The organism is Psychroserpens sp. AS72 (genome assembly GCF_038900375.1).
In the GTDB taxonomy this organism is placed as follows: Bacteria; Bacteroidota; Bacteroidia; order Flavobacteriales; family Flavobacteriaceae; genus Psychroserpens.
Genome location: NZ_JBBMRC010000011.1, coordinates 1 through 12,998 on the forward strand (window position 1 = coordinate 1; position 12,998 = coordinate 12,998).

Consider the following 12,998-nt stretch of genomic DNA (forward strand, 5'->3'; position numbering starts at 1 on the left):
AGCCACTATTTTAAAATATAAAACCCAACATCTATTTAGATGTTTAGGTTTCTATGCTTGTACAAGAATACAATTTAAGGAAGGACGAAGTCAATCCCGTTTAGGCTTGAAGCCACTATTTTAAAATATAAAACCCAACATCTAAATAGATGTTTAGGTTTCTATGCTTGTACAAGAATACAATTTAGGGATGGACGAAGTCAATCCTGTTTAAGCTTGAAGAAACATAAAGTATACATATAATAAGGTTTATGACTTAAAAAAACGGACTTAAGAGAAATACTTATACTCGTTAAATCTATATTAAGGAGCTAATTGTTATTTAAAACACAATTAAAGGCAACAGTTTATATATTTCATCTTTTTGATTAAAAATATGGATTCTATCTAATAATTGGTTATTAAAAAATGCTAAATAATATGACAATGAATCGTTTGTGAGTTCTAAAGTTTCCGAAGAACACATATATGATAAGAAGTTTATTATAGAAATGTAAGAGCAAACTATAAGTTTTTCGTTTTATAGCTGAATTATCCAAAACATTTTATTTAAATTCGTCTTATTATAAATTATACTAGTTGATCAAAACAACTTTAAAGAGACTGACTCAATTAGTATTTTTATTTTTTAATTCCAATTTTTTTTTATCTTTAACACTTTAACTAATAAAATTAAGAACAATCACGATGAAAAGACTTTTTTCAATCTTAGCCATAGTAGGTATCATGGCTTTCGGTACTGTAAATGCAAGTACAAATGCTAACACAGTTGAAACTGCAACAACAGCAGTTGCCACAACATTTCAAGATGCAGATGAAACTGCAACAGTAGACAAATCATTTACTGAACAAGTAAAGGAACGTTTTATTGAAGGTGGTCCATTTTTTATGGGAATTGTATTACTATGTTTAATTCTTGGTTTAGCAATTGCTATTGAAAGAATTATCTATTTAAACCTTGCAACAACAAATTCAAAGAAATTAACTCAAGATGTAGAGGATGCTCTTAACTCTGGTGGAATTGAAGCAGCTAAGGAAGTTTGTAGAAATACAAAAGGACCTGTTGCATCAATCTTTTATCAAGGTTTAGATCGAGCAGATGAAGATATTGATGCTGCTGAAAAAGCTGTTGTAGCTTATGGTGGTGTTCAAATGGGACAATTAGAAAAGAATGTATCATGGATTTCTTTATTCATCGCTTTAGCACCAATGCTTGGTTTCATGGGTACTGTACTTGGTATGATTGATGCTTTTGATAAAATTGAAGCTGCAGGTGATATGAATCCTTCATTAGTAGCAGGTGGTATTAAAGTAGCCTTATTAACAACAGTATTTGGTCTTATTGTAGCTATTATATTACAAATTTTTTATAATTACATTATTTCTAAAATTGACAGTATTGTTAATGATATGGAAGATTCATCGATTTCACTTATCGATTTATTAGTAAGACATAAAAAATAATAAACCAATTATTAAATCAAACATAACATGAATATTCAAAAAATAATCAAAATTGTTGCTTTAGTAATAGGTCTAATCGCAGTATTCTTTTTAGTAAGAATAATGATGCTAGGAGACGAAGCTATTGAAGCTGACGTTTCAAACCAAGCGGTATTATCTTGGTTTTCTAACTTAGCCTATGTTGTATTAGGAATTGCGACAATAACTGCGGTTGTATTTAGTTTGGTTAACTTAGTTAGCCATCCAGATAAACTTAAGAAAGCATTAATGTCTTTAGGAGTTTTTGCACTAGTATTAGCAATCGCATGGTTTGCTTCATCTGGAGTTGAAACAAAATTAACTGATGGGAAAATGTTATCTGCTAACGGATCTCAAATGATTGAAGCAGGAATTAAAGCATTCTATATCTTAATTTTATTAGCAGCAGGTTTAATGTTGTTCTTTGGAGTTAAGAAGATGATAAGTAAATAAAATTAATTATGGCAAAACGATCAGCACCAGAAGTGAATGCAGGCTCTATGGCAGATATTGCATTCTTACTTCTTATATTTTTCTTAGTAACAACGACAATTCCTAAAGATTCTGGGATAAATCGTAAGCTTCCTCCAATGGAACCGCCTAACGATGATGAAGTTGTTATTAAGCAAAAAAATATTTTTACTGTTTTGATAAATGGTAAAGATCAATTATTAGTTGAAGATGAGTTAATGGAACTCAAAGACTTGCGTAAAGCTGCTATTGAGTTTTTAGATAATGGTGGTGGTACTGATGCTGCAGGTAATAGATGTGACTATTGTAAAGGAAAAAGAGATCCTAGTTCATCTGATCATCCTGATAAGGCTATTATTTCTTTAAAGAATGAAAGAGAAACATCTTATGCTCAATACATTTCTGTACAAAACGAATTAGTTGCTGCATATAATGATTTGCGAAATATTAGAGCTTTAGAGATAGGAGCTAGAAAAGGATTCTCTGATATGGATTTTGTAAAGATGGAAGAGAATTACAAGGATGCTAAATTCAATGGAAACAAAGAAAAACTTAAGGAGGTTATTGATCAAATTAGAAAAGAATATCCTGAGAAACTTTCTGAAGTACAATAAATAAAAACACTATACTATGTCTAAATTTAAAAGTAAAAAAGACAATGCTTTACCAGCTGTAAATACAGCATCATTACCAGATATTGTTTTTATGCTACTGTTTTTCTTTATGGTAGTAACCGTAATGAGAGAAGATACGTTAATGGTTGAACAAAGGTTGCCTTTAGCTGATCAAGTTGAGAAACTTGAGAAAAAGTATCCAATTAGTTACATATATGTAGGTAAACCTTCTAGTGGTTACAAGGATTTAGGTGAAGAAGCGAGAATACAGCTAAACGATAAATTTGCAGATATAGAAGATATTCAAGCTTTTATTTATGCAGAAAGAGCAGGTATTGCTAGAGAAGAATTAATAGATTTCTTAACAGTATCACTAAAAGTCGATAAAGAGGCTAACATGGGTATTATTGGAGACATCAAAAAAGAACTTAGAAAAGCTAACGCACTAAAAATTAATTATTCAGTAGGTACAGGTAGTGCTCTAGATAATTAAAAGATACCTTTATACATTATATAAAAAAGCATCCAAATTTTGGATGCTTTTTTTATGACATCTAGTGAAATATTTTAATCTGTATTAAGTTATATTTGTACTATGAAACGACTTGTTTATTTGTTTTTATTATTACCATTAATTACTCTCTCAGCACAGGAAAGTGATAACCCATTTTCCAATAATAAAGTAATAGATAGTATTAAAGTTGTTGATGATAAATATAGAGAAGATCAGTTTTATGTGTCTGTAACTTACAATTTGTTAGGTAATAAGCCAGATGGTGTATCTCAAAACGGGTTTTCTAGCGGATTTCATTTTGGTTTTATTAGAGACATGCCAATTAATGCTAAACGTAATGTAGCTATTGGATTGGGTTTAGGGCTCTCAACAAATTCATTTAACCAGACGTTACAAATTTCTGAAAGTAATGGTAGTTATGATTTTACAGTTTTAGATGATGAATCTTTTAGCAAAAATAAGTTTACCACCTATCTTCTTGAATTCCCTATAGAATTTAGATGGCGAACATCTACTGCTAAAGAATTTGATTTCTGGAGAGTATATTCAGGAATTAAATTAGGATATGTTTTATACAATTCTTCAAAATATATAGGTAGCCCTAATGACATTAATTTGTCTAATATTGATGATTTCAACACATTGCAATATGGTCTTACTTTGAGTGCAGGCTACTCAAATGTAAATTTTCATTTTTATTATGCACTTAATGATATTTTTGATAGTAATGCAAAAGTCAATAGTAGTGAAGAAAATGTAGTTATGAATGCCATTAAAATAGGGTTGATTTTCTACATATTATAAGCCCAACAAGACAACATTCTCTACATCCAATAGTTCAATAAAATAAGTTGAGGCATTAGGCCAATAAAAAAACCAATAATCAACTCTATAGATGTATGCGCTTTTAAATGAAGTCTTGACGTAGCAATAGCTCCTATAATGATACACATTAAAGCAATAGTGCCATTAATGTTTATCTTAAAATGAATAGCGATAGCTATAGCAAACATAAAAAAACCTGCAGATGCTATCATGTGGATGCTTGCTTTAAACTTCGCTAGAGCTAAGGCAAAACAAGTTACAGTAGAAATTAGAATGCCTATAAAAAAGAAATGTAATTCAGGGATTTCATCAAGTGGTAATACACGTAATAAAATAAGAATAATAATTATACTATTTATAAATAATGGAATTATTCGCTCTTTAACTGTTACTAAATGAAACGAGTCTACTTTTTTAATAGTTCTTAGTAAATAAAATAAAAGTATAGGTAATACTATAGTGAGAATCGTAATAGAAAACACTTTAGCTTTCATAATAGATCCAGGAATAAAACGTGGTGTTTTAGAAAAGTAAAATACAACACCCAATAATGGCATTAATAAGGGGTGAAAAATGTATGATATGCTTTTAAGGAGTTGGTTCATTAAATCTTTTTCCTCAAACGAGCCACAGAAATATCCAACTGTTCTCGATATTTAGCAACTGTACGACGAGCGATAGGGTAGCCTTTTTCTTTTAAGATTTTGGCTAGTTTTTCATCGGTAAGCGGTTTTTTCTTGTCTTCTTCTTCAATAACTGTCTCCAAAATTTTCTTGATTTCGCGAGTAGACACTTCTTCTCCTTGATCGTTGGTCATGGATTCACTAAAGAATTCTTTTATCAATTTTGTACCATAAGGTGTATCCACATACTTACTATTTGCAACACGAGATACAGTAGAAACATCCATTTCTATCTCATCAGCAATATCTTTTAAAATCATTGGTCTAAGATTGCGCTCATCTCCAGTTAGGAAATACTCTTTTTGATAGTGCATTATAGCACTCATAGTCACAAAAAGAGTTTGTTGACGTTGTTTTATAGCTTCTATAAACCACTTTGCTGCATCTAATTTTTGTTTGATGAACATCACAGCATCTTTCTGAGATTTACTCTTGTCTTTGGCATCTTTATAGCCTTTCATCATGTTACTATATTCGCGAGAGACATGCAGCTCTGGAGCATTTCTTCCGTTTAAAGTTAGATCTAGTTCACCATCAACTATTTTGATTGCAAAATCTGGTACAACATGTTCAACTCTTTTATTATTCCCAGCATAAGAACCTCCAGGTTTTGGGTTTAAACGTTCAATTTCTTCAATAGCATCCTTAAGCTGAACTTCAGTAATATCAAACTTCTGTAATAATTTTTTATAGTGTTTCTTCGTAAATTGGTCAAAAGCTTTGTCAATAATATCACAGGCAAGTTCAACATCAGGATATTTCTCTTTTCTATGTAGTTGAATACTTAAACACTCTTGTAAGCTTCTAGCACCAACACCAGCAGGATCTAATTGATGTACTTTATGCAGCACTTTTTCAATCTTTTCTTCCGTAGTAAAAATGTTTTGAGTAAATGCTAAGTCATCCATAATATCACTTAACGCACGACGTATGTATCCACTCTCGTCAACACTGCCAACTAAAAACTCTGCAATTTCACGTTCTTCTTCATTAAGTCTAAATGTGTTTAACTGGTTTGTTAAGTGTTGTGTAAAGGATGTTCCAGCAGCATAAGGCATTACTTTTTCTTCATCATCACTACTATAATTACTCACTTGAGTTCTATAATCTGGCACATCATCATCACTTAAATACTCATCAATATTGATGTCTTCTGTATTTATTTCTTCATTGTCATTAAAGTCATCTTCTGAGTTATCAAACTCATCCATCTTATCCTCGTCCTTCTCTTCTTTTCCAGTATCTAAGGCAGGATTTTCTTCTAATTCTTGCTTAATACGTTGCTCAAATGCTTGTGTAGGCAACTGAATCAACTTCATAAGCTGAATTTGTTGCGGTGACAACTTTTGGGATAATTTAAACTGTAGGTATTGTTTGAGCATGCTTTTTGATTCGTTTAAAGTAAAGTTAAAAAAACTATTGATATATGCTTGTAAAAGTAGTTCCTTTTAAGAATAATTTTGAAGGTGATTTTTTCTTCGGAAATGTGAAGACTCAAAATGCGGTTTACAAAAATAATTTTTCAAGAGCTTGAAACTAATAGCATTGAACTGAAAAATCCTGCAAAGTTTCTCAAACTTTGCAGGATTTAATATGAATTCATTTTTTATTATTCCAACTCATATAGCACAAAGCTATGAGATACTTGCTTTTTGCAGGTATAGGTTAAAACTCCGCATTTTGAGGAGTTCTAGGATAAGGGATGACGTCTCTAATATTTCCCATACCAGTTGCGAACATGACTAAACGCTCAAAACCAAGTCCAAAACCAGAGTGTACAGCAGTACCATATTTACGTAAATCTAAATACCACCATAATTCTTCTTCAGAGATATCTAAAGCTTTCATTTTCTCTTTTAAAACTTCTAAACGCTCTTCACGTTGAGATCCTCCAACCATTTCTCCAATGCCTGGAAATAAAATATCCATGGCACGAACAGTTTTTCCATCTTCATTTAAACGCATATAAAAGGCTTTAATATTTGCTGGATAATCAAACAAAATTACAGGACATTTAAAGTGTTTCTCTACTAAGAAACGCTCATGTTCACTTTGTAAATCTGCTCCCCATTCTTCAATTATGTAGTTGAATTTCTTTTTCTTATTTGGCTTAGAATTCTTTAAAATATCAATAGCTTCAGTATAGCTAACACGTTTAAAGTTGTTATCTACAACGAATTTTATTTTCTCAATCAAGCTCATTTCAGAACGTTGAGCTTGAGGTTTTGATTTTTCTTCAGTAAGTAAACGGTTTTCTAAAAACTCTAAATCTTCGCTATTATGTTCTAAAATATAACCTAATACAGATTTCATAAAATCTTCAGCCAAATCCATATTGCCAGCCAAATCCATAAACGCTACCTCAGGTTCTATCATCCAAAATTCTGATAAATGACGGGTTGTATTAGAGTTTTCTGCCCTAAAGGTTGGTCCAAACGTGTAAACTTTACCTAACGACATAGCAAATGTTTCAGCTTCTAACTGACCAGAAACCGTTAGATTAGATTCTTTTCCGAAGAAATCTTTTTTATAATCAACATTTCCGTCGTCATCCAAAGGCGGATTTTTAGCATCTAAAGTACTTACTCTAAATGTTTCACCAGCACCTTCGGCATCACTTCCTGTGATGATTGGTGTGTGCATATAGTAAAACCCATTCTCATTAAAATACTTATGAACCGCAAATGATAATGAAGAACGCAAACGCATTACAGCACTAAATGTATTTGTACGTGTACGTAAATGTGCATTTTCACGTAAAAATTCGAACGTATGTTTTTTAGGCTGAATAGGGTACTCTTCAGGATCAGAATCTCCAAGAATCTCAATAGAGGTGACTTGTATTTCAACCTTTTGACCTTTACCTTGGCTTTCTACCAATTCTCCTTTAATATGAACTGCAGCACCTGTTGTAATACGCTTTAAAATGGCTTCATCTGTATTTTCAAAATCAACCACACATTGTATATTATTAATAGTAGAACCGTCATTTAAAGCAATGAAACGATTAGACCTAAATCCTCTAACCCATCCTTTAATTTCTATAGGTTGAAACGTAATATCTTGTGTCAATAATTGTGAAACTGTATAGCTCATTTTTTTGAAATTTTATGCAAATATAAATGTTTATGATTTGAAGTGATTTAATTTTTTAGTGAATTGAAAAAGTTTAAATCAATTAATTACTATTTTCTTCAGTATCCTCTTCTTCAATAGGAATGATATTTATGGAAGGCTCTTTTAAGGTTTCCTTATTAGCAATACTGCGTTCTAATGATAATAATAATGATGGTAGCAATAGTAGATTAGACAACATTGCAAATACTAGAGTTACCGAAACTAATGCTCCTAAAGCAACTGTGCCTCCAAAACTTGAAGTTGTAAATACAATGAAACCAAAAAATAATACGATAGATGTATAGAACATACTTACACCAGTTTCTCGCAATGCTGCATAGACTGATTTTCGTATTTTCCAATGATTGGCTTGTAATTCTTGTCGGTATTTTGCCAAGAAATGTATGGTGTCATCCACAGAAATTCCAAAGGCAATACTAAATACTAATATCGTAGATGGTTTAATTGGCACGCCTAAATAACCCATCAAACCAGCTGTAATAACCAATGGTAATAGGTTAGGTATGAGCGAAACGATAATCATTTTAAACGACCTAAACATATAAGCCATGAAAAGGGAGATTAAGAAAATAGCTAGTGATAAAGATATCGCAAGATTTTTAACTAAATATTTTGTTCCCTTCTGAAATACTAATGCTTTACCAGTCATCGTCACATTATAGCGATCTGCTGGAAAAACTTTATTTAATTTGCTATGTAAATCCTCTTCGATACGTTCCATTTTGTCCGTGCCAATGTCTTTCATGAATGTTGTAATACGAGCGTACTGACCTGTACTGTCTACAAAATTTTTGAGTAAGTCAACATCTGAAGACGAGTTTTTAGCATAAGATAAGATGAAACTATTTTCTTGGCTTGTTGGTAATTGATAATATTTAGGATTACCATTATAATACGCTTGTTTGCTGTATTTTACCAAACTTACTACAGAAATAGGACGAGACAACTCAGGGATTTCATCAATAAAATCTTCGACTTGCTCCATTTTTTTGAGCGTACTCAATTTCATTACACCTTTTTTACGTTTGGTATCTACCATAATTTCCATTGGCATAATCCCATCAAACTCTTCTTCAAAAAACCGAATATCTTTAAAAAAGGCTTCCTCTTTTGGCATGTCTTCAATGAGGCTTCCAGAAATTTTAATTTGGTACATTCCAATAATACTAACAATTATTAGAACTAGTGACGTTGCATAAATCGTAATTTTTTGCTCACGTACCATACGCTCAATCCAATTAACAAAACCACCAACCCATCTCTTGTTAAGATGTTCTAAGTGTCGTTCTTTAGGATAAGGTAAAAACGTATAAATGATAGGAATTACGAATAAGCACAAAAGAAAAATAGCAAGAATACTTAATGATGCTACAATACCAAACTCCTTTAAAAGTTGACTTTCTGTTAAAATAAAAGTGGCAAAACCAGAGGCTGTTGTTACATTTGTCATCAACGTTGCATTTCCAACTTTGGTGATAACACGTTGCAATGATTTTACTTTATTACCGTGAAGTTTAACTTCACGCTGATATTTATTGATTAAGAAAATACAGTTTGGAATACCAATAACGATGATTAGTGGTGGTATCAATGCTGTAAGAACAGTAATTTCGTAATTGAGTAGTCCAATTATTCCAAAAGTCCACATAACACCTACACAAACAACAATGAGTGAGATGAACGTTGCTCTAAAAGATCTAAAGAATAAAAAGAAAATAAACGAGGTAACACCAAGTGCTAAACCAATGAAAAGACCAATCTCATCAACAATATTTTGTGCATTTAATGTTCTTATATAAGGCATACCAGACACCCTAACGTTCAAACGATTATCTTCTTCAAAATTTCTAATCTTTACATCAAGGACTTTCATTATAAAGTCTTTTCTAGCTGATGTATTTACAATATCTTTCTTGAGATAAATGGCAGTTCTAATCGTTTTCGTTTCTTTATTAAACAAGAAATTATCATAAAACGGATACTGTTTAAATAACTCGTCTTGTAGTTTATCAATTTGTTCAATAGAAGTTATAGAATCTTTAATAAAAGGAACGAGATCAAATTTTTCTTCTTCTTTGTTTTTAACAAGTTTTTGAAGGTCGTTTAGTGAAACAACAGTTTCTACTTCATCATAGGTTTTGAAGTCTTCAGAGAGTTGGTTCCAAGCATTTAATTTATCTACTGTAAATAATGTAGAATCTTTAACGCCAAGAACGATGAGATTACCTTCTTCTCCAAAAATATCTAAGAACTCATTATAAGTCACATTGACTTCATGATCATCAGGCAATAAGTTGGCTTCAGTATAGCTAAAGCGCATGTTATTCCACTGTGAACTAAAGAAAATGGTTGCCAAAATAATTACTACAAGAATACCAATCTTGTTACGTAAAATTAATCGCGCAATAACCTCCCAGAAATTTTTATTAAATAGTTTAAACATGTGTGATTTAAAACAGGAGCAAAGTTAGAAAAAACCTAGGGATAAGGCTATTGAACTTGTTTAAACTTTTTGATTAAAGTAAAAAAAACATGTTTTACTTAAAGATGCTGTCTTTTTGCGTGATAGGGCTTTGTTTCGAAGTAAGAAATGTAAAGTAGAATAGTGTTATAAACTCACATTAAAAGTAAATTTAGCAGCAATATTATCTGCATATCGAGGCAAATGATAACCACCATATCGATAAGCGAAACTTAAACCAAAACCAAATAACAGTTTGTTAATTTCAAAACCAGCCTCAGAGTACCCTTTTGATAGTGTTCCAAATTCTATATTTTGATGTCGCTCTATATCGTGCATATCACCTATAGCCATTCTAGAAATAAGTACCAATTGTGGTCTGTATCTTTCTGTGATTTTAAAAGGCTTTATAAAATGTTTGAGTTGAAGTGTTGTAAATCTATCTGAGAAAAACTCATTAAAATACATCGTTTCAAAACTATTTATTCCTGCAACTGAGAATCGTTGAAGAATGGTTTCTTTTGTAATATTATTTGGGTATGCATGATACAAATGTGTCAAAGGTGTGTTACCAGTTGCTAATCCAGTAGTTATAGTTGCTTCTGTAAAAGAGTATTCATTATGTATAAATCTATGGATGGTTCTAAAATCAGTTTTAAAGAAATTAAAGTCACCTTTAATATTATTTTTAACACTTTGAGAGACTTGTAATGTAAATTTTGGATATCCTTCTTTTACTTCGGAAATCCCTTTTTCATTTACTTCATTGCTGTTAAAAGGACTCCATTGTAATGCTACTTTTGCGCTTGTGATGTCAAAAATTCGATAGGAAGTATCATCAACATTAAACATATAACTGTAAGTAGGTTCAATTTTACTTGTAGCAATTTCTAATTCAGTAAGTAAGTTTTCTGAAAATTTATGTTCTAATGAAATGGCTTTTGTGATATGCTTATGAAATAAATCAATGTTTAATAAACGTGGTTCAAAAAAAGAAAAGAAACGTTTATCTGTTAGAAACGTAGAACTTCCAGATTCTTGCAAATCATCAGTATATGAGAAGTTTACCCATGTGTTTGTTGGCTCATTGACTCTAAAACCACCACCAATTTTGTATTTAAATCTATGATCTTTAAACCCATAGACTACATAACTATTAATTCTATATGTTTCTGAAAATTCATCGTTAGTAACACCTCCAAGCCCAGTTCTTAGTCCCTCGTACTGGTTGTACTTAATGAGGTATTTCATGTCAATATTTACATGCTTTGTTGGAAAAAATCCATTACCTAGTTGTTTTATGAATTCTTTTTTACTTAATGAATCCTTTTTAGTTTTAGGTGTTTGAGAATATAGTGCACAAGTACATAGCGTAATTATGATTAAGCAAACAACTTTGTGCATGTAATTTTAAATAAAGAGGATTAATTAAAAAAAACGACATTAGATTAGTCGCTTTTTGAATTTATACGGTCATAATTTCTTTTTCCTTAACATCAAAAATGTCATCTACCTTTTTAACGTATTTATCGGTCATTTGTTGCACATCTATTTCTGCATTTTTTTGTTGGTCTTCAGATGCATCATCAAGATTTTTAATCTCATGATTTGCCTCTTTACGAGCATTTCTTATACCAATTTTAGCATCTTCAGCTTCAGCTTTTGCTTGTTTTGACAAATCACGTCTACGCTCTTCAGTTAAAGGCGGAACATTAATAATTATTGTTTCACCATTATTCATTGGGTTGAAGCCTAAATTTGCATAAGCTATTCCACGTTCTATTTCTTGTAACATGTTCTTTTCCCACGGTTGAACAGTAATTGTTCTACCATCTGGTGTATTAACATTTGCAACTTGAGATAATGGTGTTTGAGAACCATAATAGTCTACCATAACACTTCCTAACATTGCAGGACTAGCTTTACCAGCTCTAATATTTGTAAACTGTTTCTCTAGATGCTTTAATGCATCATCCATAGCTTCTTTAGTTGAATCTAATATAAATTTTATGTCTTCGTTCATTTTAAATACCTTTAATTACTTAATACAAGTATAATACCTACCAAAAAATAAGCCAAATTTTAGATGTTAACTTTGGTTCCAATATTTTCTCCGGAAACAACTTTCATTAAATTTCCTTTTTTATTCATATCAAAAACAATAATTGGTAGCTTATTTTCTTGACTTAATGTAAATGCTGTTGTGTCCATTACTTTTAAACCTTTTCTTAAAACATCGTCAAAAGTAATATGTTCAAATTTGATTGCTGTTGCGTCTTTCTCTGGATCTGCATTGTAAATACCATCAACACGAGTCCCTTTTAAAATAACATCTGCTTCAATTTCAATAGCTCTTAATACTGCAGCAGAATCTGTAGTAAAATACGGATTACCAGTTCCACCACCAAAAATAACGACTCTTCCTTTTCTAAGATGACTCATTGCTTTTCTTCTAATAAAAGGTTCAGCAACTTCATTGATTTTAATAGCTGTTTGTAAACGTGTTTTGATTCCAGCGTCTTCTAATGCATTTTGTAATGCCAAACCATTTATAACAGTTGCTAGCATTCCCATATGGTCACCTTGAACACGATCCATACCTGCCATTGCTCCAGCAACACCTCTAAAAATATTTCCACCACCAATAACGATAGCAACTTCAACTCCTAAATCGGTGATTTCTTTAATATCTTTAGCGTATTCAGATAGACGTTCTGGGTCAATTCCATATTGGCGAGAACCCATAAGAGCTTCACCAGATAATTTTAGTAGGATTCTTTTATATTTCATAGTTGTGTTGAAAGTTTAGC

At 31.4% G+C, this 12,998-nt stretch carries 12 protein-coding genes; 5 read left to right on the top strand and 7 right to left on the bottom strand.

The genetic code is table 11. From position 1 onward, the window contains the following. The first annotated feature begins 687 nt into the window (after positions 1-687). The 5 genes from WNY78_RS15940 to WNY78_RS15960 all read left to right on the top strand — a co-directional run bounded on the left by WNY78_RS15940 (position 688) and on the right by WNY78_RS15960 (position 3,885). Entirely contained in the window at positions 688-1,464 is a 777-nt protein-coding gene (locus WNY78_RS15940; protein WP_342874215.1) for a MotA/TolQ/ExbB proton channel family protein, read from the top strand. Between the two features lie 27 nt (positions 1,465-1,491). Next, entirely contained in the window at positions 1,492-1,935 is a 444-nt protein-coding gene (locus WNY78_RS15945) for a hypothetical protein (RefSeq protein WP_342874216.1), read from the top strand. Positions 1,936-1,943: 8 nt separating this feature from the next. Further along, the gene (locus tag WNY78_RS15950) at positions 1,944-2,567 is read left to right on the top strand and encodes a biopolymer transporter ExbD (protein ID WP_342874217.1); all 624 of its coding nucleotides are present in this window, start codon (positions 1,944-1,946) and stop codon (positions 2,565-2,567) included. Positions 2,568-2,583: 16 nt separating this feature from the next. Beyond that, positions 2,584-3,060: a biopolymer transporter ExbD gene (locus tag WNY78_RS15955; protein ID WP_342874218.1), complete on the top strand. Its 477-nt coding sequence runs from the start codon at positions 2,584-2,586 to the stop codon at positions 3,058-3,060. Between the two features lie 102 nt (positions 3,061-3,162). Continuing rightward, entirely contained in the window at positions 3,163-3,885 is a 723-nt protein-coding gene (locus WNY78_RS15960; protein WP_342874219.1) for a porin family protein, read from the top strand. 20 nt (positions 3,886-3,905) lie between these two features. Here WNY78_RS15960 and WNY78_RS15965 read toward each other — a convergent pair whose 3' ends face one another. The 7 genes from WNY78_RS15965 to pyrH all read right to left on the bottom strand — a co-directional run bounded on the left by WNY78_RS15965 (position 3,906) and on the right by pyrH (position 12,978). Next, positions 3,906-4,511 carry a hypothetical protein gene (locus WNY78_RS15965; protein ID WP_342874220.1) on the bottom strand — a complete coding sequence of 202 codons (606 nt, stop codon included), beginning with the start codon at positions 4,509-4,511 and terminating at the stop codon, positions 3,906-3,908. Then, entirely contained in the window at positions 4,511-5,971 is a 1,461-nt protein-coding gene (gene rpoN, locus WNY78_RS15970) for an RNA polymerase factor sigma-54 (RefSeq protein ID WP_342874221.1), read from the bottom strand. Before rpoN ends, WNY78_RS15965 begins: the two co-directional genes overlap by 1 nt. 283 nt (positions 5,972-6,254) lie before the next feature. Further along, the gene (asnS, locus tag WNY78_RS15975) at positions 6,255-7,685 is read right to left on the bottom strand and encodes an asparagine--tRNA ligase (RefSeq protein ID WP_342874222.1); all 1,431 of its coding nucleotides are present in this window, start codon (positions 7,683-7,685) and stop codon (positions 6,255-6,257) included. A gap of 82 nt (positions 7,686-7,767) precedes the next feature. Beyond that, positions 7,768-10,170, bottom strand: a complete 2,403-nt coding sequence (locus tag WNY78_RS15980) for an efflux RND transporter permease subunit (protein ID WP_342874223.1) — start codon at positions 10,168-10,170, stop codon at positions 7,768-7,770. A gap of 165 nt (positions 10,171-10,335) precedes the next feature. Continuing rightward, positions 10,336-11,592 (bottom strand): hypothetical protein, encoded by a 1,257-nt coding sequence (locus WNY78_RS15985; RefSeq protein ID WP_342874224.1) that lies wholly within the window; start codon positions 11,590-11,592, stop codon positions 10,336-10,338. A 61-nt stretch (positions 11,593-11,653) separates the two neighbouring features. Beyond that, entirely contained in the window at positions 11,654-12,211 is a 558-nt protein-coding gene (gene frr, locus WNY78_RS15990) for a ribosome recycling factor (protein ID WP_342874225.1), read from the bottom strand. Between the two features lie 59 nt (positions 12,212-12,270). Next, positions 12,271-12,978, bottom strand: coding sequence for a UMP kinase (gene pyrH / locus WNY78_RS15995; RefSeq protein ID WP_342874226.1), 708 nt, complete (start codon positions 12,976-12,978; stop codon positions 12,271-12,273). Positions 12,979-12,998: the final 20 nt, after the last annotated feature.